We start from the raw sequence: 24,107 nt of genomic DNA on the forward strand, positions 1-24,107 counted from the left end.
AGGATGGCGTGGAACAGGAAGGGACGTCGCTCATGGAACCAACGGGCGCCGCGCCGCTCCGGCCGACCGACCTGCGCGCGATCGGGCCGTACCGGCTGCTGGGCCGATTGGGCGAGGGCGGCATGGGGACCGTGTTCCTCGCGCGGGCGCCGACGGGACGGTTCGTCGCGCTCAAGGTGGTCAAGGCGGAGTTCGCCAATCAGGACGGGTTCGCCCAGCGCTTCCACGTGGAGGTCGACAACGCCCGCCGCGTGGCGTCGTTCTGCACGGCCCAGGTGCTGGACAACGGCAACACCGGCGACGGCCGGCCCTACATGGTGACCGAGTACATCGCCGGCACTCCCCTGTCGGACCAGATCTCGAAGTACGGCGCGCTGGAACCGGGGCCGCTGCACGGCGTCGCGCTCGGCGTCGCGGCGGCACTGGCCGCCATCCACGTCGCGGAGCTGGTGCACCGCGACCTCAAGCCGGCGAACGTGATCCTCTCGTTGTCCGGGCCCCGCGTGATCGACTTCGGCATCGCCAGGGCGCTCGACCGCGAGACCGGCTTCACGCTCTCCGGCGAACTGCTGGGCAGCCCCGGCTGGTGGGCGCCCGAGCAGGTGCGGGGCGAGCTGATCAGTCCGGCGGTCGACATCTTCGCCTGGGGCTGCCTGGTGGCCTACGCGGGGAACGGGCGGCATCCGTTCGGGCGCGGCGACCCCATCACGATGGCCTCCCGCGTCCTCAACACACCGCCTGACCTTGGGGCACTGCCCGCGCCGCTGAACGAGCTGGTGCGGCGGGCCACGTCCATGGACCCGGCGCTGCGGCCCACCGCGCAGGACCTGCTGATCGCGCTGGTCGGGGGGAGCGCGCCGATGCCGGCGACGGCCGATCCGCCCACGCTCGTGGCGACCGAGATGCTCAGTGATTGGCAGCCGCCGCAGAACGTGGTGGACGAGCCGGACATCACGGCCACCTTCACGACTCCGCCGCCCAGTGACGCCACCGGGCGGAGGGGTGTCGTCCCCGCATCGCCCTCCGGCGCTTCGAACCCTGGCGCTCCCACTGGCGCGCCGGGTGCTTCCGGGGTGACCGGCTCCGCGACCGCGCCCGGAACTGCGGCGGGGGCCGCGGGCATGTCCGGGCCTGCGAGCGCGCCCGGCTTCACCGGGGCTGCGAGCGCGCCGGGCTTCACCGGAGCGGCCGGGCCCGCGAGCGCACCTGGCTCTGCCGGAGCGGCCGGCGGGGCGCCGTCCCTGGAGGAGCGGGCTCGCTGGGAGGAGGAGGCCGCCAAGGAGGAGCTGGCCCGCTGGCAGGTGCCTGGGCAGGTGGAGGCGCCGAAGCGGCGGCTCGGGCTGTTCGGGGGCAAGGCCTCGAAGCAGGCGTCTGGGCCCTCGCAGACGGAGAGCGCGCAGTCACGGCAGGACACCGGGCCGGGTGCCGGCTCGGGGCAGGTGGCGCAAGAGAGCAGCTCGGGGCCCGCGACCAGAGGAGGCGGCCCAGGTGCTCCAGGCGGCGGCTCGGGACCTCTGACCAGCGGCTCGGGACCTTTGACCAGCGGCTCGGGACCTCTGACCAGCGGCTCAGGACCTCTGACCAGCGGCTCAGGACCTCTGACCAGCGGCTCGGGGGCGGTGCCGCAGCGGGGCGGCTTAGGCGCCGACACGCATCCGGGCACGATCGGCTCCCCCGCCGAACGCGACGCCGACTCCGACACCATCGGCGGCACCCGCACAACCGGCACCCGATGGCTCATCGCCGCCGGTGCCGCCGTGCTGGCCATCGTGGTGACCGTGGCGGTGCTGATCGCCACCTCGGCCCGCGACACGACCACCATCGCCACCCAGAACACCCCGACCCAGGCCACGGGCCGCCCCAGCCCGAACGACGTGGGCCGCCGCTTCGCCCTCGGCGCGAACTTCGACGACCCCGTCGCCATCGTGACGGGAACGCCGGAGTGCGGGCTGAAGGAGTACGAGGGCATCACGTCCGCCAAGGGCCAGCTCTGCGTGATCCGCTGGACGATGCTCAACCCGGGCGGCGAGCGCAGAGTGCTGGTCCAGCCGGTGGTGACCATGGTGGATGACCGGGGCGGCGAGCACGACCCGTCGCCCATCACGCTGCCGCCGGCGATCCTGCCCGGCGGGCGGGTGGACAGCGCCTTCGTGTTCGACCTGGCCATGTACCGCAAACCCATGAAGATGACGGCGACCCTGCTGGAGAACGGCAAGCTGATCGAGGTGGCGCTGTGATGATCAGAGCTACCCTCGCCCTCGTGGCGGGAACGATCACAGCCACCGTGGCCTCCGCCGCGATCCCAGCCACCGCCGCGGCCTCTGCGGTCGTTGCGGCTTCCGGCACCGCCGCTGCTTCCGGCACCGCCGCGGCCTCCGCGATCACTGCGGCTTCCGCCATCACCGCAGCTTCCGGCACCGCCGCAGCTTCTGGCACCGCCGTGGCCTGCGGCGGGGCCGCTGACTTCGACGGTGACGGGGTGGACGACGTCGCGGTGGGCGACCCGTTCGCGGACGACCAGAAGGGCGCCGTGCATGTGTTGTCCGGCGGCAAGGTGGTGCCGGTCAGCGTTCCCGGGCCGGCCAGGGGCGATGGTCTCGGCTGGTCCGTCCGGCTCGCGAAGGTGAACGGCGACGCCTGCGCCGACCTGGTGATCGGCGCCCCGTACACGGACGTGGACGGCACCGAGGACGCCGGCGCCGCGTACGTGGTCTACGGCGGCAACGCGGCGCCCCCGCAGCAGCTGACCGCGCCGCAGCCCCAGCGGTTCGCGCACTTCGGCTGGTCGATCGCCGCGCGCGGTGACCTGGTGGCGATCGGCGCGCCGTACGAGGACGAGGCCCGGCTGCTCGACGTGGGCGCCGTCTACGTGCGCCAGGGCGCGGGCGAGCTGCGCAGGATCAGCCAGGAGACCGTGGACGTGCGCGGCAACAGCGAGGTGGGCGACCAGTTCGGCTGGTCGATGGCGTTCGGGCCGAAGAACGGGCTGGTCGTCGGCGTCCCGTACGAGAACGACGACGGGGCGGGCCGTCAGGTGGAGGCGGGCAAGATCGACTCCGGCTCGGTCGTGTTCATCGACGACGTGCTGGCGCCGCGGATCACCTCGTTCAAGCTGGACTCGCCGACGAACGCCTCCGGTGACCGGTTCGGGTACGCGGTCGCGTACGCCGAGGGGTCCGGTTACGCCGTCGGCTCGCCGGGGCCTGGTTACGTGCAGCTTCTCGATCCCGCGCGCAAACCCATGAGGAGGGTGACGCAGGGAGGTAAGCAGGCGTTCGGCTTCTCGATGGCCGTTTCGACGGACGGGCGGCTGGCGATCGGGGCTCCCTATGGGGGTGGTGTCCGGATCGTCTCGTGGAAGAGCGCTGACGAGGAGCGGAAGCTGGCCACCGCCGATGGGCTGTTCGGGTGGTCGCTGACCTTCAGCGGGAACAAGCTGTACGTGGGGCAGCCGGATGCGGCGCCGTCCGGGAAGGTCGCGGTGAGCGCCCGCAACGACGAGACGGCACAGCAGCCGCTGCAGCCGCCGAAGGGAGCCGACTTCGGGGTCTCCCTGGCCGGCTGAGGCTGACCACACCGCCGACGGGCAGAGGCCTGTGGGTGCGGCGTGCGAGGCAGGCGCGACGGGCCGCCGGCGCGGAAGGCAGGCGGCCCGGCAGGCAGGCGGCGGCGGGGGGTGGCAGGCAACGCGGCGGGTGGCGCGACAAACAACGGGAGACGCGGCGGGAGTGGGGTTAGCGGGCGTTCATGGTGAACAGGCGGTCGCCGCAGTGCGGCCACTGTCCCTGCCATCGCCCGCCCACCTGCTGGTAGAGGAGCTGCGCCCGATAGGTCTGCTCCTCCTCCGGCCAGGACGTCGGCGTGTCCATCCCCCCCACCGCCTGCCACATCGGCAAACTGAACTGGTACAGCCCGTAGTAGGGCCCATCCGCGTTGAAAGCCTCGGGGTTGCCCCGCGACTCGCACTCCGCCAAGGCCTCCCAGTCGAGCTGCAGGATCTCCGGCTGGATCTGGACGGTCCGGGGCGGGGTGACGGTGATGACGGTGCCGTCCTTGGGGAAGCTGCCGAGCGGCGGGTTGACCAGGTAGCCGCGCCGCAGGGCGATGCGCTTCTGTTTGAGCACCTCGCGCACGGTCCGGGCCGTCGTGCGGGAGGTCACCCGCGTGGTGCCGGCCACCACGTACACCTTGCGCCTCGTGTAGACGGTCAGTTCCATGCCCTCCAGCGGGACTCTGTGGCCGGGCGGGGCGGAGAGCTTGCCGGCGGTGGGGGCGATGTCCAGCTCGGTGAGGGCGTCGTGGACGTTCGTGGCGGTGACGAGGTGGGTGCTGGTGTGGCCGTCGAGCGTCAGGGTGAGGGGGCGGGCGCGCCGCACCTCGATGGTGGCGCCGTCCTCGACCACGTTCTGCGTGGACGGGCGGACGACGTCGCCGTACCCCACGGAGACCTCCGCGTCGGCGAGCACCTCCTGGACCGTTCCACCGAACGCGCGGACGTGCGTGCGCTCGCCGTCGACCACCACGATGACCTCTTTGACGAGGAACGAGACCACCACGAGCGCGCCGACGGCCACCGCCCCGGCCACGCACACCACCGGCGTCCACGGGGAACGCCAGGGTATGGGCGGGCGGGGCGCACGCCTCTTTCCTCGCACGGGCCACCTCCGGTGTGGGGCAGGACGGCCCGAACGTTACGCTGGTTCTGTTCCCGTATCCACAGGTTCACCAAAAGTTGGTCACCACTCGCCGAAAACTGTGACTCCGTTGGCGCTGATCGCCTCGCACAACTGATCCGGGTGGACGTTCTTGACCTCGGCCAGGCAACGAAGAGTGAGAGGGATGAGGTACGGGGCGTTCGGCTTGCCGCGGTGCGGGACGGGCGGGAGGTAGGGGGCGTCGGTCTCGACCAGCATGAGCTCGGCGGGAGCGACTTCGGCCGCCTCGCGCAGGTAGCCGGCGTTCTTGTACGTCACCGGCCCGGAGAATGACATGAAATATCCGGCGTCGGTGCACTTCTTGGCCATCTCGGCGTCGCCGGAGAAGCTGTGGAAGACCACCTTGCCGGGGGCGCCCTCGGCGGCCAGCACCTTCAGCACGTCGTCGTGCGCCTCGCGATCGTGGATGACCAGCGCCTTGCCGGTGCGCTTGGCGATCTCGATGTGCGCGCGGAAGCTGGCGTGCTGGTCGTCCCTGCTCGCCCAGTCGCGGTAGTAGTCGAGGCCCGTCTCCCCCACCGCCCGCACCTCCGGACGGCCGGCCAGCGCCTCGATCTCGGCCAGGACCTCCGGGGTGGCCTCGTGCGCCTCGTTCGGGTGGATGGCCACGCCGGCGTACACGCCCTCCTGCTGGGCCGCCATGTCGGCGTTCCAGCGGGAGGACGTCAGGTCGTAGCCGATGGTGACGAGCCTGGTCACGTTGACGGCCCGGGCGTCGTCGAGGATGCCGCGTACGGTCGCCGAGGCCGCCTGCGCGGCCTGCGCCACCGGGTCACCCGACGACGCCTGCCTGTTGCCGACCATGATGTCGAGGTGGCAGTGGCTGTCGAACACGGGCGCGGCGAGCGCCTCAGGCGCGGCGGGAAGCTTGGTGGTCACGCCATCAAAGCCTAGCCGCCGCCGAAAGCCGGCCCACCGTACGGGAGCCGACCCGCAGTGCCGGGGCCGCCGCGGTCACTCGCCCAGCCGGGCCAGCTCCTCGTCGATGACCTTGGGGTCGAGCTTCTTGAACAGCGGCACGGGCGGCGCCAGCGGCGTGCCCGGCCGGATCGGCCGGTGCTCCCACCGGGCGGCCCCCTCGGCGTAGTCGCCGGTGATCACCGGGTACGGAGTGCCGCCGTCCTCGTCGACCTCGCGGATCTCCGGCATGCCCGACCACACCCCCTCCCCGCCCAGCATGGCGAAGACCTTGTTGGAGGAGCTGGGCAGGAACGGCGTGAGCATCGTCTTGGCGTCGTCGACGACCTGAAGCGCGACGTGCAGGATGGACTTCTGCCGCTCGGGGTCGTCCTTGAGCTTCCACGGCTCCTGGTCGGCGAGGTACTTGTTGGCCTCGCGGACCACGTCGAACGCCTCCGTGATGGCGTTCTTGAAGCGCGAGCGCCCCAGCTCCGCCCCCACGGGCGCGAAGGCGTCGCGCGAGCGCTGCAGCAGGGCCCTGTCGGCGTCGGTGAGGTCGCCCGGCTCGGGCACGGCGCCGAAGTTCTTGGCCGCCATCGAGATGGACCGGTTGACCAGGTTGCCCCAGGCGGCCACCAGCTCGCCGTTGTTGCGGTTGACGAACTCCTGCCAGGTGAAGTCGGTGTCCTGGTTCTCCGGGCCGGCCACGGCGATGTAGTAGCGCAGCGCGTCGGCGTCGTAGCGGGCCAGGAAGTCGCGTACGTAGATGACGACCTGCCGCGAGGAGGAGAACTTCTTGCCCTCCATCGTCAGGAACTCGCTGGAGACCACCTCGGACGGCACGTCGAGGGCGCCCAGCGCGCCGGGGGAGCCGCCGCGCGCGCCGATGCCGCTGTAGCCGAACAGCATGGCGGGCCAGATCTCGGCGTGGAAGACGATGTTGTCCTTGCCCATGAAGTAGTAGCCGCGGGCGTCGGGGTTCTGCCACCACTGGCGCCACGCGTCGGGGTCGCCGGAGCGCCTGGCCCATTCGATGGAGGCCGACAGGTAGCCGATGACGGCGTCGAACCACACGTACAGCCGCTTGTTGGGCTGGTCGCGCCAGCCGTCGAGCGGGATGGGCACGCCCCAGTCGAGGTCGCGGCTGATCGCGCGCGGCTGCAGGTCGCCGAGCAGGTTGAGGGCGAACTTGAGCACGTTGGGCCGCCACTCGCCCTGCTTGGACTGCAGGTAGGTGCCGAGCACCTCGGCGAAGGCGGGCAGGTCGAGCATGAAGTGCTCGGTCTCGACGAAGACCGGCGTCTCGCCGTTGATGCGGCTCTTGGGGTTGACGAGCTGGATCGGGTCGAGCTGGTTGCCGCAGTTGTCGCACTGGTCGCCGCGCGCGCCGTCGTAGCCGCAGATGGGGCAGGTGCCCTCGATGTAGCGGTCGGGCAGGGTGCGGCCGGTGGAGGGCGAGATGGCGCCCATCGTGGTCTTGGGGAAGATATAGCCGTTGTCGTAGAGGCCCTTGAAGATCTGCTGCGTGACGGCGTAGTGGTTCTTGGTGGTGGTCCTGGTGAACAGGTCGTAGGACAGGCCGAGGCCGGTGAGGTCTTCGGCGATGACGCGGTTGTAGCGGTCGGCCAGCTCTCTGGCGCTCACGCCCTCCTTGTCGGCCTGCACCTGGATAGGGGTGCCGTGCTCGTCGGTGCCGGAGACCATCAGCACATTGTTGCCCGCCATGCGCTGGTAACGACTGAAGACGTCGGACGGCACGCCGAACCCCGAGACGTGCCCGATATGACGAGGCCCGTTCGCATACGGCCACGCCACGGCGGTGAGAATGTGCTGGGTCATGCGTCCCAGCCTACGGGTTGCTGAGATTCATCTGTTACGCGCCACCGCCGCTCCCGCGGGCGATGCGGGGCGGCGGCGACGCGTACGGGATGTCAGTGCTTGGAGTCTTCGAGGGTGATGGCGGCGGCGGCTTCCTCGGCCGCGGCGGCGGCGTTGTCTATCGGCGTCTCGCGGGTGCGGCGGATGCCGAGGATGCTGATGAACAGCGCCGCGAAGATCGTCTGGAAGCTCATGATGAGCGCGGTCGCGGACGGCACCACGATGCGCAGCGACTCGCGCGGGTCCAGCTCGCCGAAGTCGCGCACCTGCCAGTGCACCAGCGACATGACCAGGCCGACGAGGCCGGCCAGGGCCAGCAGCCCGCCGACGACGAGCCCCTTCTCCAGGCTCACGATGTCGATCAGCCGCCGGATGCGCGGCGACTCGGGCAGGAAGCCCTCCTCGGCCGCGTACACCTTGGTGAAGACGGCGAACAGCGCCGCCTGGAAGCCGATCACCACCAGGGCCGCGGAGCCGACCAGGGTGTCGACGTCGAAGGCCAGCTCGCCGATCTCGACGGGGCCGAACACCAGCGCGGTGCCCGCGACGAGCCCGATGATCATCATCAGCACGCCGGGGTAGAAGAACAGCCACTTCGGGCTGTAGAGGAGCAGGAAGCGCAGGTGGCGCCAGCCGTCGCGCCAGGAGCGCAGGTGCGGCGGGCGGGAGCGGCCGTCGGGCGACAGCGTGGTCGGCACCTCGCGCACGTCGAGGCCGGCCAGGGTGGAGCGGACCACCATCTCGGAGGCGAACTCCATGCCGCCCGTCTGGAGCTGCAGGCGCAGGATCGAGTCGCGCCGGAAGCCACGCAGGCCGCAGTGGAAGTCCTTGATCGCGGAGGGGAAGAACAGCCGCCCGATGAACGACAGCACCGGGTTGCCCAGGTAGCGGTGGAGCGGCGGCATGGCGCCCGGCGAGATGCCGCCCCTGAAGCGGTTGCCCATCACCAGGTCGGCGCCTTCACGGAGCTGCTCGACGAACGGCAGCAGCGCGGTGAAGTCGTAGGAGTCGTCGGCGTCGCCCATGATGACGTACTTGCCGCGCGCCGCCCTGATGCCGCCCATGAGGGCGTTTCCGTATCCCTTCTCGTCCACGTGGACCACGCGGGCCCCGGCATCTCGGGCGAGCTGTTGCGAGCCGTCCGTGCTGCCGTTGTCGGCGATCAGCACTTCGCCCTCGATGCCGTGCTCCTCCATGCACGCCAAAGCCTTGCGTACACAGACTTCCACGGTCTCCGCCTCGTTGAGGCAGGGCATGACCACCGTCAGTTCCACGTGTCTACCCTTCAGTTAAGGCTCTTCCAGTGAACCATCATGCCCTGAACGCGCCCGTGCTCGGGCACAGACCTGAAAACGACTGGCATTCTTTACAGCATGGTGAGCGTCGCGGAGATTACCCCTGTGGACCCCTCCGCCCCTGGCAGGACGGCCCGTTTGCTGGCCATGGTGCGCAGGCATCGGGTGTTCGCCGCAGCCTTCGGCGCAGGCGCCGTGCTGCGGCTCATCGCCATGCTCGGCTACGGCCCGGCCATGTGGTTCAACGACTCCTACGAGTACGTCTCGGTGGCGCTGCACCCGCGGCCGCACCCGATCAGGCCCGACGGCTACAGCTTCTGGCTGATGCTGCTCCAGCCGTTCCACAGCTTCACCCTGGTGACCTTCACGCAGCACCTGATGGGCCTGGCCACGGCCTGCCTGATCTACGCGTTGCTACGGATCAAGTTCCGGCTGCCGAAGTGGGGGGCCACGCTGGCCGCGGCGCCGGTGCTGTTCGACGCGTACCAGATCCAGCTTGAGCAGATGGTGATGTCCGACACCCTGTTCCTGCTGCTCGTGGTGGGCGTGATCACGCTGGTGCTGTGGAAGCGGCGGCTGACCTGGAAGGCGGGCGCGGTCATCGGCCTGCTGCTGGCGCTGACCTGGCTGACCCGCTCGATCGGGCTGCCGATCCTGGCGCTGGTGGTGCTCTACCTGCTGGTCAAGCGCACCGGCTGGCGGCCGATCGCAGCCGTGATCACGGCCTGCGCGATCCCGGTGATGGCGTACATGGGGTGGTTCGCCTCGGCGTACGGGAAGTTCGCGATGACCAACAGCGACGGGCTCATCCTCTACATGCGCACCGCCATCTTCGCCGACTGCAACAAGATGGACATCGACAAGTACAAAGAGGTCCAGCTCCTGCTGCTGTGCATCAACGACCCGGTGAGCCAGCGCAAGGACTACGCGCAGTGGTACCTGTGGGGCCAGGGCAACGGCGACGGCACCGGCACCGGCGAGGTGCTGCACCGGTGGGGCATCAACAAGAAGTGGAGCGAGATCACCAACGACGCGGCCAGCAAGTTCGCCACCCGGGCGATCCTGTCGCAGCCGGGTGACTACCTGGAGGTCGTGGCGCGCGATTTCTTCCGCTCCTTCCACTGGGCACGTCCACGCTTCCCCGACGAGTCGACCTACAACATGTACCAGTTCAAGCCGTACGTGGAACTGGACGACACCGGCCAGCCCAAGCGGCTGCCGAAGTGGTCGTCGTACGCGGGAGGCCGCACCGACACCGACGCCTTCAGCTACGAGCAGGGCCCGCCGGAGACCCGGATCGTGCAGCCGTGGGCGACCATCATGAGCAACTACCAGAAGATCTTCTACCTGCGCGGCATCATGCTCGGCGGCATCCTGCTGATCGGCCTGTACGGCGTGGTCGTGCGCTGGCGCAAGTTCGGCGGCCCGGTGGTGCTGCCGTGGCTGGGCGCTGTCGGGCTGCTGCTGGCCCCGGCGGCCACGGCCGAGTTCGACTACCGGTACGTGCTGCCCGCCGTCCCGCTGGCCTGCGTCGCGGCGGCGATCACGCTGCGCCGCGGTGTCACTTGGGCGCGGCGGTCACCCAGGAGCTCATCAGCATCCGAGCCCACCACTGTGCGTGCGTGATCGTCTCGGCGGTCAGCACCGGCTGGAGCCACCAGAAGTTGATCAGCACGACGAGCGTGAACGCGCCCACGACCGCGGCCCCCGTCGCCCTGCGGCCGGCGGGGGCGTCCTGCCTGCCGAGGACGAGCCCGGCCATGAGCACGAGCGCCAGCACCATGAACGGCACCACGGGGATCATGTAGAACAGGTACATCGTGCGGTTGTCGGCGATGGCGTAGTAGAACCACGGCAGCCAGCCCACCGCGAAGCCGAGCAGCGTCGCCCCGGCCCGCCAGTCGCGGGCGGAGACGTACCAGGCGACGAGGCCGAGCAGCGCGAGCGCGGCGGCGTACCAGAGTGCGGGGGTGCCGACCCCGAGCACGGCCTGGGAGCACTCGTCGGCGCCGCAGGCCGACGGCGGCAGGCCGGTGGGGTAGTGGAAGGAGACGGGCCGTAACAGCAGCGGCCACTGCCACGGCTCCGACATGTACGGGTGGTAGTCCTCCAGGCCGCTGTGGAAGCCCAGCACCTGCGTCTGGTACTGCACCCACGACCGCACCGAGTCGAGCACGAAGAACCCGGGCCCGGCGGAGGTGGCGCGGTCCCAGTTGCGTCCCCAGCCGTCGGCGGAGGCGAACCAGCCGGCCCACGACGCGGTGAAGACCAGCGCGGGCACCAGCGCCATGGCGCCGAACCCGCCGGGCAGGTCGTACGTCAGCGCCCCCCGGTACGGCTCGCGCAGGCCGAGCGCGCGCCGCGCCCCCAGGTCCCAGACGATCGACAGCACGGCGAACGCGATGAGGAAGAAGATCCCCGACCACTTGACCGCGCACGCGGCGCCCAGGCAGGCGCCCGCCGCCAGCCGCCAGGGCCGCAGCCCGAGCCGGGGGCCCAGCTCGGTGACGGGCGCGCTCTCGTACCAGGCGACCAGCTTCTCGCGGGCCTGGTCGCGGTCGGCCACCAGGCAGGCGAACCCGCACAGCACCCAGAACATCAGGAAGATGTCGAGCAGCGCCGTGCGGGACAGCACCAGGTGCAGCCCGTCGAGCGCCAGCAGCAGCCCGGCCAGGCAGCCGAGCAGCGTGGAGCGGGTCATCCGGCGCGCCACCCTGACCATGACCAGGATGGACAGGGTGCCGGCCAGCGCGGCGGCGAAGCGCCAGCCGAACGGGTCCATCCCGAACAGCCACTCGCCGAGGCCGATCATCCACTTGCCGAGCGGCGGGTGGGCCACGAAGGAGGCGCACTCGGACGGCTGGCCGCACTGCTTGAAGATGTCCAGGTTCCCGGCGATGAGGCGCCGGTCGGCGATGGGGTTCTTGGCGTCGCCGAGCGTGGCCATCTCGACGCCGTGGATCAGCAGCGAGTAGGCGTCCTTGATGTAGAAGGTCTCGTCGAAGACGACGGCCTTGGGCTCGCCCAGCCTGACGAAGCGCAGGATGCCGCCGAAGAGCGTCACCGCCAGCGTCGCCACCCAGCTGAGGAGGGCGCCTTCCTGCATGGGCGGGATGAGCCGCCGTGCCGACACCCCCTGCTTTCTCACGATGCGCACCCTATGGCGTGGCGGTCCGCCTGTGAACCAGGTCGTACAGCTCTCGCCGGGGCACGCCCGCGCCCTTGGCCACCTCGGCCACGGCCAGGCTGCGCCGCTCCCCCGCCGCGACCCTGCGGTCCACCTCGGCCGCCAGCGCGTCGAGGTCGGGCTCGTCGTCGCCGGGCGCGTGGCCGGCGACGACGATCGTGATCTCGCCCTTGACTCCCGGCGCCGCCCATTCGGCCAGCTCGGCGAGCCCGCCCCTGCGCACCTCCTCGTAGGTCTTGGTCAGCTCCCTGCACACCGCGGCCCGCCGCTCGCCGCCGAACGCCTCGGCCATCGCCCTCAGGGACTCCGCCAGCCGGTGCGGCGACTCGAAGAAGACCATCGTGCGTTCCTCGGTGGCCAGCGCGCCCAGGCGGCGGCCCCGGTCGCCGCCCTTGCGCGGCGGGAAGCCCTCGAAGCAGAACCGGTCGCTGGCCAGCCCCGACACGGCCAGCGCGGTGGTGACGGCGCTCGGGCCGGGCAGCGCGGTGACGACGATGCCCGCCTCGACCGCGAGCTGCGTCAGGCGGTAGCCGGGGTCGGACACGCCCGGCATGCCCGCGTCCGTGATCACCACGACCGTGCGGCCCTGTTTCAGCGTCTCGACCAGCTCCTGGGCGCGGGCCACCTCGTTCTGGTCGTAGTAGGACACCACCCGGCCGGTGAGCTCCACGCCGAGGTCGGCCGCGAGCCTGCGCAACCGCCTGGTGTCCTCGGCGGCCACCACGTCCGCCTCGGCCAGCAGCTCGCGCAGCCGCGGTGAGACGTCTCCGACCTGGCCAATAGGGGCTCCTGCCAGCACCAACCTGCCGTTCCCAGTCACCTGACCATTGTTGCAGGGCATCCCAAATACACCGTGTTTCCTTGGTAATGACCGCTCTGGGGCCCGTACGATGTCCGAATGGCGGTGACCGATTCCCCGTACCAGGCCTACGAGAGCTCGGAGGTCGGCGAGAGCCATCCCAGGACGCGGTCCGTACGTGACCGGGTCGTGCCCCCCATGCGCGGCAGCGTGTTGTGGGGATGGGTGGGGCCACTGCTCGTCACCCTGTTCGGCGGGATACTCCGCTTCGTCGGCCTCGGTCATCCCAAGGCCGTGGTGTTCGACGAGACGTACTACATGAAAGACGCCTTCTCGCTGATCACCCACTGGGTCGAGAAGGTCACCGTCAAGGACGCCGACAAGGCGATCCTCGCGGGCAACACCGACATCTGGCAGTCGTGCACGGCCGCCGACCTCGACAAGTGCGCCTCCTACGTGGTGCACCCGCCGCTGGGCAAGTGGATGATCGGCCTCGGCGAGTGGATCTTCGGGCTCAACCCGTTCGGCTGGCGCTTCGCCGCCGCGGTCGTCGGCACGCTGTCCATCCTCATCCTGGCCAGGGTGGCCCGCCGGATGACCCGCTCGACGCTGCTCGGCTGCTTCGCGGGCCTGCTGCTGGCGCTCGACGGCCTGCACTACGTGCTCTCCCGCACGGCGCTGCTGGACATCTTCCTGATGTTCTGGGTCCTGGCCGCGTTCGCCTGCCTGGTGGTCGACCGTGACCGGGCCCGCGAGAAGCTCGTCACCTGGTACGAGAGCTCGCCCCTGTCGCCGCAGGGCCCGTCGCTGGGCATCAGGTGGTGGCGGATCGCGGCCGGGGTGTGCCTGGCCTTCTCGATGTCGGTCAAGTGGTCGGGCCTGGCGTTCGCCGTCGGGTTCGCGATCATGTCGCTGCTGTGGGACTTCGGCGCCCGACGCGCCGTGGGGCTGCGCAGCCCCTATCTGGGGGCGTTCAGCAAGGACGTGCCGCAGGGCGTCCTGGCGTTCGGTGTCGTGCCGTTCGTGGCGTACATGGCCACCTGGGCGGGCTGGTTCCTCAGCGCCGGCGGCTACGGACGCAACTGGGACCGGGCCACGGAGCCGGGCAACCCGATCTTCTTCGTCTTCGACTCGATGCGGTCGTGGGTGCAGTACCAGTGGCAGGTCTTCACCTTCCACAGCGGGCTGGAGACCTCGCACCCGTACATGTCGGAGCCGTGGTCCTGGCCGCTGCTGCTGCGCCCCGTGGCCTTCTTCTACGAGGGCAAGCAGAACACGTGCGGCGTCAAGGACTGCTCGCAGGCCGTGCTCGGCGTGGGCACGCCGGTGATCTGGTTCGGCGCGGTGGCCGCGCTGGTGGCGCTGGTGGCGTGGTACTTCTCGGCGCGCGACTGGCGGGCCGGGGCGGTGCTGCTGGCGTACGCGATGGCCTGGCTGCCGTGGTTCTACTTCGCCATCGCCGACAACCGCACGATGTTCTTGTTCTACGCCATTCCGATGGTGCCGTTCATGGTGCTGGCCATCACGTTGTGCGCCGGGTTGCTGATCGGTCCGTCCGCGCCGGCGGTCAAGGGGGCCATGCCGATGCGGCGTACCCTCGGCGCCGCCGTCGTCGGGGCGTTCGCCCTGCTCGCGCTCATCAACTTCTGGTGGCTGCACCCCATTCTCTCCGCCGAGCTGATCCCGTACGTGGACTGGAAGGCCCGCATGTTGTTTGAGAAACGGTGGATATGATCACGTTACAGTCGGCTCAATAGGGGTTTTTTAGGTAGTCGCTGTGCAAGACCCAATACGCACCGGATTCGGTCATCGTCAGGCCCGGGGTCGATACGGCAAACTTCGAGGCATGAGTGCACCGGATGTCACCGCCCTTCTCGCCGAGTTGGAGCGATCTCACCCGGATCTGGCCGAGGAGGCCAGGACCGCCGTCGAATGGTTGACGGGTGGGGAGCCGCTGGAGACGGTGACCCAGCTCGACGTCTGCGAGTTCCTCTGGTACACGTTGCCGCTCAAGGTCGCGCCGCCCAACGCCGGTACGCCGAAGGGCAGCGGCGACATGGAGCGCCTGGCTCGTTCCCTGGGGCGGTTGCTCCAGCTCGGCGGCATGGACAGGTACGCCGCCATGTGTGTGTCCCCGACGACCGTACAGATCCTGCGCACCTACGCCCGCGAGGGCGACGACGCCGGCACGACCGCCTACCAGCAGGCGCTGGAGGCCACGGGAGTGCTCCCGCCCGACGTGCCGGAACTGCAGTGGAGCATGATCATGGGGCCGGAGGAGCTGGGCGCGCACATCGCCTGCTCCGCCGCCCTGGAGCTGGCGATCGTGGCCGGCGAGACCGTCGACCGCACCGCCCTGACCCGGCGCTGGCTCACCGAGCCGCGCGCCGACCTGGGCGGCGACAGCTGGCTCAACCGCGTGCACGGCGAGCGGCTCAACCGCTGGGTGCTGGGGCGCGGCCCGGCCAGGCGGGAGCTGGCGCAGCCGTTCGAGGTGCGGTTGCACGCCCCCGTGGCCCCGCAGCCGCTGCCGGCGCTGCACCGGCTGCTGTCCGTGGCCGCCTCGGGGGAGACGCTGCCGCTGCGGCTGGCGCCCTCGCCCGAGGCCGCCAGGCTGCGTGACCTCGCCGAGCGGGAGCTGGGCGCGATCCGCCGCGACGGGGCCAAGCTGGCCATCACCGACTACGGGCTGCGGCTGCTGAAGTCGAAGTCGGCCATGTGGTCGGCGGTCACCCGGCTGCTGCTGGCCAGGGGCGAGCACGAGTTCGAGGTGTCGGCCAGGGAGGCGGCGCTGATGCTGCTGGCCGACGGCGCCCTGATGTCGCCCGCCAAGCTGCGCGAGCGGGTGGCCGAGGTGGTGGGCGGCGAGGGCTGGCATCCGACGACGAGCCTGGAGGACGTCACGGGGCCGGTGATCGATCTGGTGTCGCAGCTCACGGCGCTGGGGCTGGCGTTCAGCGACGAGCTGGCCGTGCGCATGGACCGGCCGGGGCAGTTCGCGGCCCTGGCGGCGCTGCGGGCCCACGCCCTGCGGCCGAGGAAGTACGTCAGCTCGGCCTGACCTCTGAGTACGGCGGGTTCAGCCCCTGGGGACCCGCCGTACGGCCTGCTTGAACTCGGGGCACTCCACCAGCGGGTCGTGCGTGCAGATCACCGCGTGGCGCAGGCTGTCGCGCAGCCGGGTGAGCTGGTCGACCCGCTCGGAGACCTCGCGCTCCTTGGCCGCCATGTGCTTGCGCAGCCGCTCGTCGGACGGCCCGGCCCGCAGGAACTCGCCGATCTCGGAGAGCGAGAACCCGGCGTCGCGGGCGCAGGAGATCAGCGCCAGCCGCTCCAGGGTCTCCGGCCGGTACGCGCGGCGCAGCCCGTTGCGCCCCTCGGCCTGGATGAGCCCCTTGCGCTCGTAGAACCGCAGCGCGGAGGCGGCCAGCCCGCTCTGCCTGGCCACCTCGCCGATGTCGATCAACGTGTCGTCCACGCCTGGCTCCTTGACTTGAACCGCACTTCAAGTCGCAGTCTAGCCGCATGCGAATTCACCATCTGAACCTCGGCTCGATGCGCGAGATCGACTCCCCCGACGGCCGGGCGCCCGCGCGCGCCGTCTGCCACGCGCTGCTCGTCGAGACCCCGTCCGCCGGGCTGGTCCTGGTCGAGGCGGGCCTCGGCCTGGACGACGTGGCCGACCCCGCCGTGCACCTCGCGCAGGAGTGGACGGAGCTGGTCGAGCCGGTGCTGTCCCCCGGCGAGACGGCCGTGCGCCAGGTGGCGGCGCTCGGGCACGACCCCGCCGACGTGCGCCACATCGTCCTGACCCACCTGGACGTGGACCACAGCGGCGGCCTGCCCGACTTCCCGCACGCCCAGGTGCACGTCATGGAGGCCGAGCTGAAGGCGGCGCTGGCGCAGGGCCCGAGCCGCCGCTACCGGCCCACCCACTGGGCGCACACGCCGCACTGGGTGACGTATCCGGGCACGGGCACCCGATGGCTGGGCGTGGACGGCGTGCGCCCGCTGACCGGCCTGCCGGAGGAGGACTTCCTGTACGTGCCGCTCGACGGGCACACGGACGGGCACGCCGGGGTGGCGGTCAGGGACGGCGACCGGTGGCTGCTGCACGCCGGCGACGCGTACTTCTACCACGGCGAGCTGGCCCGCGAGCCGCGCCCGCATCCGCTGATGGACCTCGTGCAGCTCGACGCCCAGGTGGACGCGGCGCGGCGGCTGTCGAGCCAGGAGCGCCTGCGCTCGCTCGCGCACGACCACGGGGTGGCGGTCTTGTCCGCACACGACCCCTGGGAGCTGGCCGAATACTCACAGTAGTTACGATTGTCGGGAAATGCTCTACGTCGGAGGGGGCCGTCATGGAGTTGTTCCCGGCCATGCCGCTCGCGGAGTGGACAGAGGCCAAGGAGACCTTTCACCGGTTCGCGCAGATCGTGGGGAAGATCCGGCTCGCGTCGAGCAATCGGCGCAACCACTGGTGGCAGGTGCCGTTCCACCCGACCGGGCGCGGGCTCACCACCCGGCCGATGGGCGGGCTGGGCGAGCAGCCGCTGTTCTGCGTCGACTTCGACCTCGTCCGCCACCGGCTGGTGGTGGACGTCTTCGACGGCCGCAGCGCCGAGTTCAGCCTGATCGGCAGGTCGGTGGCCTCGTTCCACGACCGGCTCTTCGAGACCCTGGCCGGGCTGGGGATCCGGCCGGAGATCTGGGCCGTGCCGTTCGACATGAGCGACGACACGCCGTTCGCCGAGGACACCCTGCACGCCCGGTACGACCCGGTGCTCATCAACCGGTACTGGCGGATCCTGTCGCAGGTGGTGCAACTGCTGGACCGGTTCGCCGCCGACTTCGCCGGCAAGACGAGCCCCGTGCACCACTTCTGGCACACCTTCGACATCGCGGTCACCCGGTTCACCGGGCGGGTGGTGAAGGTGGCGCCGGAGACCGACCCGGTCACCCGCGAGGCCTACAGCTGGGAGGTCATCAGCTCGGGGTTCTGGTTCGGCGACAAGGAGCGGCCGTGGCCGGCCTTCTACTCCTACACCGCGCCCGAGCCGGAAGGGCTGGAACGGGAGCCGCTGCGGCCGGCCAGGGCCGAGTGGATGGCCGCCAGGGGCAGCCATCTGGCCGTGCTGCGCTACGACGACGTGCGGGGCATGGAGGACCCGGTGGGGGCCGTGCTGGAGTTCCTGGACAGCGCCTACCAGGCGGGGGCGCGGCTGACCGGGCTCGACTCCGAGGCGCTGGCCTCTCCCGGCGGAGTCACGGACCCGTACCTGCGTACACACACGTGAGCGCCCGCCCTCCGAGGAGAGCGGGCGCCCTACGAGTGCGTACCGGTGTGCGTGTCGCCTCTCGGCGAAAGGCACAACACGGCTCCAGCCGAACGGTAGTCCGTGAAGGCAATAGGTGAGGCCCGGGGACACTGGGCACACCGGCCACGATGTATGTAACCACACCCCGGCGGGATCCATTCCCACGCCACGACGATTATTTTCTCGCGTCCGAGCTGATGTGCTCAGCCAGTAGTTCGACCGAGGAGCCGTCGATGAGCCGGTCCAGCATACCGATGGCGACCTCGCACTCCACGGCCGGATGCTCCTCCTGGCAGCGCAGCCCGTGCCGCAGCACCTCCTGCGCCAGCCTGGCCCTGGCGATCTCGGCCTCCAGCTCGCCGATCCGCTCCCGCACCGCCGCCCGCCACCGCTCGCCCGGCTCGTCCATCATCGCCCTGGCGGTGTCCAGGGGCACGCCGAGCCGCTGCATCGTGCGCAGGAAGACCAGCCGGCGCAGCTCCTGCCTGCCGTAGACCCGCCGCCCCTGGCGCCGGCGCACGGGGGCGACCAGGGCGCGCTCCTCGTAGTAACGCAGCGCGGAGGCGTTCACGCCGAGCAGGCGGGCGGCCTCGCCGATCGGGATCGTCTCGTCCATGTCCTCCATTCGACGCCATGTCCGCGCCGAACATGAGAAGTCTCACCACCTTCCGCCCTAAGCTGAGCCGCATGCTCGTGTGGATCAACGGCACGTTCGGGGTGGGCAAGACGCAGACCGCGTACGAGCTGCACCGCAGGCTGCCGGGGAGCGTGGTGTGCGACCCCGAGTACGTCGGGATGGGCCTGCACAAGATGACCCCGCCCGCGCTGCGCACCGACTTCCAGCTCCACCCGGCCTGGCGACAGGGCGTGTTCGAGGTGCTCGACCTGGTGCTGAGCAAGCACGAGGGCGTGGTCATCGCGCCGATGACGCTGACCGAGCCCGCATACCACGACGAGATCCTGGGGCGGCTCGGGGAGTCCGGCCACGACGTGCGCCACTTCGCGCTCCTGGCCGGCCGGGAGACGGTGCTGGCGCGGCTGCGGGAGCGCTCGCTGAGCCGGAGCCTCAAGCGCGAGGCGTTCGCGGTCGCCAAGCTCGACGGGTGCCTGGAGCGGCTGCGCACGCCGAAGTTCGCCGAGCACGTCGAGACCGACCGGCTGACGGTGCCGCAGGTCGCCGAGCGGATCGCCGGCGCCGCCGGGCTGAGCCTCACCCCCGACGGCGACGGCCCGCTACGCCACCGGCTGCGGCGGATCGGGGTCACCCTCCGGCACATCAGGTTCTAGCCCGGCTGCCTTGGCGTTCAGGTAGCGCTGCTGGGGCAGGCTCATGGCGCGTCGCGCGGCCTCCTGGTACGCCGCGAGAGCCCCCGCGTGCTCCCCTGACATCTCCAGCAGGTGCGCCCGCACCGCGTACAGCCGGTGGTCGCCGGACAGCCGCTCGTCCCCGGCGAGCTCTTCGAGCAGGTCGAGCCCCGCACGAGGGCCGCGCGCCATGGCCACGGCGACGGCGTGGTTGAGCGCGATCATCGGGTTGGCCGAGCCGCGCAGCAGCAGCTCGTACAGCGCCGCGATCTGCGGCCAGTCGGTCTCCGCCGCCGTCGGCGCCTCGTCGTGCAGGGCGGCGATGGCCGCCTGGAGCTGGTAGGGCCCGGGCGTGCCACGGGAGAGCGCGGCCGTGACGAGCTCGACGCCCTCGGCGATGAACGCGGCGTTCCACAGCGTGCGGTCCTGCTCGGCCATGGGGATCAGCGCGCCGTCCCGGCCGGTGCGGGCGGGGCGGCGCGCGTCGGTGAGGAGCATGAGGGCCAGCAGCCCCGCCGCCTCGGCGTCGCCGGGCAGCAGCCGGTGCAGCATGCGCGCCAGCCTGATCGCCTCGGCCGCCGGCTCGGCGCGGTGCAGGTCGGGCCCGGACGTGCTGGCGTACCCCTCGTTGAAGATCAGGTAGAGGGTGTGCAGCACCGCCCTGGTCCGCTCCGCCCGCTCGGCGGCCCCCGGCAGCCGGAACGGCACGCCACTGTCCTTGACCCGCTGCTTGGCCCGCGTGATGCGGCGGGTCATGGTGGCCTCGGAGACCATGAACGCGCGCGCGATCTCCGCCGTGGTCAGGCCGCCGACCGCGCGCAGCGTGAGCGCGAGCTGCGACGGCGGCGACAACGACGGATGGCAGCACATGAACAGCAGCACCAGCGTGTCGTCCGACGCCTCCGGCGGCCGGTCGGCGGGCGGGGACAGCCAGTCGTCCGGCAGCGCGCGGGCGGCGACGGTGTCCTCGCGGCGGCGGCGCGCCTGCTCGGCGCGGAGCAGGTCCGTCAGGCGGCGGGCGGCCACCGTGACGAGCCAGGCCCGCGGATCGTCCGGCACGCCGTCGCGCGGCCACTGCGTCGCGGCCGCGAGCAGCGCCTCCTGCACCGCGTCCTCGGCGAGGTCGAAGTGCCCGTAACGGCGCACGACCGCGCCGAGGACCTGCGGCGCCAGCTCGCGCAGCAGATCCTCGGACGCACCCATGCCGATCAGAACCCCATGTCGTCGGCCGACTCCATGACGGGCCTGATGTCGGCGTAGGCGTTGGCGTAGCGGCCCGCCGGGGCCGGGCACTGCCCCAGGCGGCCGGCGATCTCCAGGGCCCTGTCGAAGCTCTCGCACTCGACGATCCAGTAGCCGGCCAGCACCTCCTGCGTCTCGGCGTACGGGCCGTCCGTCACGTACGGGACGCCGTCCCGCGTGCCGACCCTGCGGGTGTGCACGGGCGCCGCCAGGCCGCGCGTCTCGACCAGCTCGCCCGACTCCTCCAGCTCCTTGTTGACGACCGTCATGAACGTCGTCATGGCCACCAGGTCGTCCTCCGGCCAGGGCCCGCGACCGGCGTCCTTGCCGGACATCTCGTCGTAGTCCTGCTGGGACGCGTACGAAAGGATCATGTACTTCACGGTTGTCGACCTCTCTCTCGTCGGGCTCTCAGCAGGGACGTCGGAGCCGAGGCGGCGCACCGGACATGGCACCATCGAAGACGTGCCCTACGCAACGACCCCTTCGGGTGTGAAGCTGTCCTACCAGGTCCGAGGCCATGGAACGCCTCTCGTGCTGTTGCAGGGGCAGGCCAACGACCACCGCTGGTGGGGCTCCGTACGCGACGACTTCGGGGCGTACCGGACCATCACCCTCGACTACCGGGGCACCGGCGACAGCGACAAGCCCGACGAGCCGTACAGCACGCGCGGGTTCGCGCGGGACGTGCTGGCCGTGCTCGACGAGATCGGGGTGGAGCGGGCGCACGTGTACGGCACGTCGATGGGCGGGCGGGTCGCCCAGTGGCTCGCGGCCGATCATCCCGGCCGCGTCGGGGCGCTGGTGCTCGGCTGCAGCTCGCCGGGCGGCGCCCACGGGGTGGAGCGGAGCAACGAGGTGCGCAGGTCGCTGGCCCAGGCCGACCGGGCCGCCGCCGAGCGGGCGCTGCTGGAGCTCATGTACACGCCCGCCTGGCTGGCCGCTCATCCCGGCCCGTTCCACACGATCGGCGACCCGCACATGCCCGCCCACGCGCGCCGCCGCCACCTGGCCGCCAGCGCCGGGCACGACGCCTGGGAGGCGCTGCCCGCCATCGCCGCGCCCACGCTGGTCGTGCACGGCACCGACGACATCTTCAACCCGGCGGCCAACGCGCCGTTGCTGGCCGGGCGCATTCCGGGGGCCGAGCTGCGGATGATCGACGGGGCCCGGCACGCCTACTTCGAGGAGTTCAGGCAGGTGGCGAGCCCGCTGGTGCTGGAGTTCCTGAGCCGTCACTGATCTTCCAGCTCCACGGAGCGGCACGCCCCCGTGCTAGATTGACGTGTATGTCCAGCCCTGAGGCATCCAGACGCTAGCCACCGGTCGTCCGGTGGCCTCTTCGCGCTGCCCACTCTTCCCGGGCGCTCTCGCCATCCGGATCACCGGCTCACGGGCCCATCCAGCCTGACTTCTTCGGGCTGATTCATCACGAGCAGGACTGGTTCTTCCGTCCTGCTCGCATTCCTGTGAGAGCTGTCTGATGCCTTTCGCTGTCTACCTGCTCGGGCTGGCCGTCTTCGCCCAGGGCACCTCCGAGTTCATGTTGTCCGGGCTCGTGCCCGCCATCGCCCGCGACCTCGGCGTGTCCATCCCCGCCGCCGGGCTGCTCACCTCGGCGTTCGCCGCCGGCATGGTGGTGGGGGCGCCGCTCATGGCCGCGCTCAGCCTGCGGCTGTCCCGGCGGGCCGCGCTGCTCGCCTTCCTCGTCGTCTTCCTCCTCGTGCACGTGGTCGGCGCGGTCACCACCAGCTACGAGGTGCTCGTCGTGACGCGCGTCGTGGCGGCGCTGGCCAACGCCGGGTTCCTGGCCGTGGCCATCGCCACCGCCGTCGCCCTGGCGCCCGCCGACGCCAAGGCGCGCGCCACCTCCGTCCTGCTCGGCGGGGTCACCATCGCCTGTGTGGCGGGGGTGCCCGCCGGTGCGCTGCTCGGGCAGTTGTGGGGGTGGCGGTCGGCGTTCTGGGCGGTGGCCCTGGCGCTGGTGCCCGCCGTGCTCGCCGTCCTGCGATCAGTGCCCGGTGGGGCTCCCGAGGGCGGCGCCGACCGCGTGCGGGGTGAGCTGCGGGTGCTGCGCCGGCCCCGGCTGCTGGTGCTCCTGCTGCTCGGCGCCCTGGTGAACGGGGCCACGTTCTGCACCTTCACGTACCTGGCGCCGGTACTCACCGGAGTCACCGGGATCGGCTCCGCCTGGATGCCGGTCATGCTCGCCCTGTTCGGCCTCGGCTCGTTCGCCGGGGTGACGATCAGCGGGCGCGTCGCCGACCGGCGGCCCGTGCCGCTGCTGGCCGCCGGCGGGGTGGCGCTGGTCGCGGGCTGGGCCACGTTCGCGCTGACGGCCGGGGCGGCGGTGCCGGCGATCGTGCTGGTGCTCGTCCAGGGCGCGCTGTCGTTCGCCGTCGGGTCCACGCTGATCTCTCAGGTCCTGTACGCGGCCGGCGGCGCTCCCACCCTGGGCGGCGCCTACGCCACGGCGGCGTTCAACGTCGGCGCCACGCTCGGCCCCTGGCTGGGCGGCCTGGCCATCGACGCCGGGCTCGGCTTCCGTTCGCCGCTGTGGGTGAGCGCCGCCATGGCGGGGGCCGCGCTGGCCATCGCGGGGGTCGCCGCGTGGCGTAATCGGATGGAGGTCGATCTCCGGGGTGCGGCACAGTGATGGCCATGGATGCTGCCGCACATTTCCACCGGGAAGTACGCGCCTTCCACGACGCCGCGCGAAAGGCGGCCGAGGCGGGCGACGCGCCCACCGTGCCGTCCTGCCCGGACTGGACGATGTCCGACCTGGTGTTCCACCTTGCCTCGGTGCACCGGTTCGTGATCGCCATCATCAGGGACCGGCTCGACGGGATGCCCGACCCCGTCGCGCTGGCCAAGGCCGAACTGCCCGCCGACACGACGGGCTGGCCGGCCCCCGACCGTTCGCCCACCCCTGGCCCGATCCCGGCCACCCTGCTGGACGCCTTCGAGGAGGGGGCGGACCGGCTCGAAACCCTGTTCAGGGAGCGTCCTCCGGACGATCGCGTGTGGACGTGGTCGCGGGAGCAGACAGTCGGGTTCTGGCTGCGGATGCAGGTCATCGAGGCCGCCGTGCACCGCTGGGACGCCGAGAACGCCATCGGCGCGCCCGGCCCGATCCACGAGGAGATCGCGGTGGACGCCGTCACCCAGACGTTCGAGGTGATGGCGCCGACGCGGCGCGCCTGGACGTCGGCGCCGCCTGGCGCGGGCGAGCGGTTCCGGTTCGTGCGGACGGACGGGTCCGGGGTCTGGGCGGTGTGCTTCGACGGCGAGCGGGTACGGCTCGGCGACGGAACTCCCGACGCCTCCGATGTCCAGCTGGCGGGGACGGCTTCGGATCTGATGTTGTTCCTCTGGCAGCGGATCCCGGCCGAGGCGTTGTCCGTGCAGGGGGACAAGGCCGTACTCGACCGCTACTTCGAGCTGGTTCCTCCCATATGACCTAATCTG

21 protein-coding genes are annotated in these 24,107 nt (G+C 71.2%); 11 read left to right on the forward strand and 10 right to left on the reverse strand.

All coding sequences use genetic code 11. The features are described 5' to 3' along the window. Positions 1–8 precede the first annotated feature (8 nt). Positions 9–2,237 carry a serine/threonine-protein kinase gene (locus FXF51_RS61990; RefSeq protein ID WP_411268377.1) on the forward strand — a complete coding sequence of 743 codons (2,229 nt, stop codon included), beginning with the start codon at positions 9–11 and terminating at the stop codon, positions 2,235–2,237. Further along, complete coding sequence (locus FXF51_RS25505; RefSeq protein WP_148437174.1) at positions 2,237–3,565, forward strand: FG-GAP repeat protein; 1,329 nt, start codon at positions 2,237–2,239, stop codon at positions 3,563–3,565. Before FXF51_RS61990 ends, FXF51_RS25505 begins: the two co-directional genes overlap by 1 nt. A 169-nt stretch (positions 3,566–3,734) precedes the next feature. Here the strand turns inward: FXF51_RS25505 and FXF51_RS25510 are convergent, their stop codons facing one another. The 4 genes from FXF51_RS25510 to FXF51_RS25525 form a co-directional block, all read right to left on the reverse strand. Beyond that, on the reverse strand, positions 3,735–4,655 hold the full coding sequence (locus FXF51_RS25510; protein WP_148437175.1) for a resuscitation-promoting factor: 921 nt from the start codon (positions 4,653–4,655) through the stop codon (positions 3,735–3,737). Between the two features lie 81 nt (positions 4,656–4,736). Continuing rightward, positions 4,737–5,594 carry a TatD family hydrolase gene (locus tag FXF51_RS25515; RefSeq protein WP_148437176.1) on the reverse strand — a complete coding sequence of 286 codons (858 nt, stop codon included), beginning with the start codon at positions 5,592–5,594 and terminating at the stop codon, positions 4,737–4,739. A gap of 75 nt (positions 5,595–5,669) precedes the next feature. After that, positions 5,670–7,454, reverse strand: coding sequence for a methionine--tRNA ligase (metG, locus tag FXF51_RS25520; RefSeq protein WP_148437177.1), 1,785 nt, complete (start codon positions 7,452–7,454; stop codon positions 5,670–5,672). Between the two features lie 92 nt (positions 7,455–7,546). Beyond that, positions 7,547–8,767, reverse strand: a complete 1,221-nt coding sequence (locus FXF51_RS25525) for a glycosyltransferase family 2 protein (RefSeq protein ID WP_148437178.1) — start codon at positions 8,765–8,767, stop codon at positions 7,547–7,549. A 99-nt stretch (positions 8,768–8,866) separates the two neighbouring features. Here FXF51_RS25525 and FXF51_RS25530 point away from each other — a divergent pair, with 99 nt between their 5' ends. Continuing rightward, the gene (locus tag FXF51_RS25530) at positions 8,867–10,414 is read left to right on the forward strand and encodes a hypothetical protein (RefSeq protein ID WP_262379830.1); all 1,548 of its coding nucleotides are present in this window, start codon (positions 8,867–8,869) and stop codon (positions 10,412–10,414) included. On the opposite strand, the gene FXF51_RS25535 is transcribed toward FXF51_RS25530, so the two are convergent. Further along, positions 10,350–11,936 carry a dolichyl-phosphate-mannose--protein mannosyltransferase gene (locus FXF51_RS25535; protein WP_262379831.1) on the reverse strand — a complete coding sequence of 529 codons (1,587 nt, stop codon included), beginning with the start codon at positions 11,934–11,936 and terminating at the stop codon, positions 10,350–10,352. The two genes, FXF51_RS25530 and FXF51_RS25535, sit on opposite strands and share 65 nt — an antisense overlap. A gap of 10 nt (positions 11,937–11,946) precedes the next feature. Beyond that, positions 11,947–12,816, reverse strand: coding sequence for a 16S rRNA (cytidine(1402)-2'-O)-methyltransferase (gene rsmI / locus FXF51_RS25540; RefSeq protein WP_148437179.1), 870 nt, complete (start codon positions 12,814–12,816; stop codon positions 11,947–11,949). A gap of 57 nt (positions 12,817–12,873) precedes the next feature. Here rsmI and FXF51_RS25545 point away from each other — a divergent pair, with 57 nt between their 5' ends. Then, complete coding sequence (locus FXF51_RS25545) at positions 12,874–14,508, forward strand: dolichyl-phosphate-mannose--protein mannosyltransferase (RefSeq protein ID WP_148437180.1); 1,635 nt, start codon at positions 12,874–12,876, stop codon at positions 14,506–14,508. A 112-nt stretch (positions 14,509–14,620) separates the two neighbouring features. Then, positions 14,621–15,835 carry a hypothetical protein gene (locus FXF51_RS25550; RefSeq protein WP_187414560.1) on the forward strand — a complete coding sequence of 405 codons (1,215 nt, stop codon included), beginning with the start codon at positions 14,621–14,623 and terminating at the stop codon, positions 15,833–15,835. An 18-nt stretch (positions 15,836–15,853) separates the two neighbouring features. On the opposite strand, the gene FXF51_RS25555 is transcribed toward FXF51_RS25550, so the two are convergent. After that, the gene (locus tag FXF51_RS25555; protein WP_148437181.1) at positions 15,854–16,252 is read right to left on the reverse strand and encodes a MerR family transcriptional regulator; all 399 of its coding nucleotides are present in this window, start codon (positions 16,250–16,252) and stop codon (positions 15,854–15,856) included. Positions 16,253–16,299: 47 nt separating this feature from the next. On the opposite strand from FXF51_RS25555, the gene FXF51_RS25560 reads away from it, so the two are divergent. Then, positions 16,300–17,094, forward strand: coding sequence for an MBL fold metallo-hydrolase (locus tag FXF51_RS25560; protein WP_148437182.1), 795 nt, complete (start codon positions 16,300–16,302; stop codon positions 17,092–17,094). A 41-nt stretch (positions 17,095–17,135) separates the two neighbouring features. Further along, positions 17,136–18,071 carry a DUF5996 family protein gene (locus FXF51_RS25565; protein WP_148437183.1) on the forward strand — a complete coding sequence of 312 codons (936 nt, stop codon included), beginning with the start codon at positions 17,136–17,138 and terminating at the stop codon, positions 18,069–18,071. A 196-nt stretch (positions 18,072–18,267) separates the two neighbouring features. Here FXF51_RS25565 and FXF51_RS25570 read toward each other — a convergent pair whose 3' ends face one another. Beyond that, positions 18,268–18,708 carry a MerR family transcriptional regulator gene (locus FXF51_RS25570; protein WP_148437184.1) on the reverse strand — a complete coding sequence of 147 codons (441 nt, stop codon included), beginning with the start codon at positions 18,706–18,708 and terminating at the stop codon, positions 18,268–18,270. 71 nt (positions 18,709–18,779) lie between these two features. Here FXF51_RS25570 and FXF51_RS25575 point away from each other — a divergent pair, with 71 nt between their 5' ends. Beyond that, positions 18,780–19,379, forward strand: a complete 600-nt coding sequence (locus FXF51_RS25575; RefSeq protein WP_148437185.1) for an AAA family ATPase — start codon at positions 18,780–18,782, stop codon at positions 19,377–19,379. Here the strand turns inward: FXF51_RS25575 and FXF51_RS25580 are convergent. Next, positions 19,326–20,600, reverse strand: coding sequence for an RNA polymerase sigma factor (locus FXF51_RS25580; protein WP_148437186.1), 1,275 nt, complete (start codon positions 20,598–20,600; stop codon positions 19,326–19,328). The two genes, FXF51_RS25575 and FXF51_RS25580, sit on opposite strands and share 54 nt — an antisense overlap. 5 nt (positions 20,601–20,605) lie before the next feature. Beyond that, positions 20,606–21,013: a YciI family protein gene (locus tag FXF51_RS25585; RefSeq protein WP_148437187.1), complete on the reverse strand. Its 408-nt coding sequence runs from the start codon at positions 21,011–21,013 to the stop codon at positions 20,606–20,608. Between the two features lie 91 nt (positions 21,014–21,104). On the opposite strand from FXF51_RS25585, the gene FXF51_RS25590 reads away from it, so the two are divergent. From FXF51_RS25590 to FXF51_RS25600, 3 genes are all read left to right on the forward strand, one after another. After that, entirely contained in the window at positions 21,105–21,881 is a 777-nt protein-coding gene (locus tag FXF51_RS25590) for an alpha/beta fold hydrolase (protein ID WP_148437188.1), read from the forward strand. 241 nt (positions 21,882–22,122) lie between these two features. Continuing rightward, on the forward strand, positions 22,123–23,295 hold the full coding sequence (locus FXF51_RS25595; protein WP_148437189.1) for a Cmx/CmrA family chloramphenicol efflux MFS transporter: 1,173 nt from the start codon (positions 22,123–22,125) through the stop codon (positions 23,293–23,295). A 5-nt stretch (positions 23,296–23,300) separates the two neighbouring features. Next, positions 23,301–24,098, forward strand: a complete 798-nt coding sequence (locus FXF51_RS25600; protein ID WP_148437190.1) for a maleylpyruvate isomerase family mycothiol-dependent enzyme — start codon at positions 23,301–23,303, stop codon at positions 24,096–24,098. Positions 24,099–24,107: the final 9 nt, after the last annotated feature.

Origin of the sequence: Nonomuraea sp. PA05, assembly GCF_008086045.1 — a bacterium.
In the GTDB taxonomy this organism is placed as follows: Bacteria; Actinomycetota; Actinomycetes; order Streptosporangiales; family Streptosporangiaceae; genus Nonomuraea; species Nonomuraea monospora.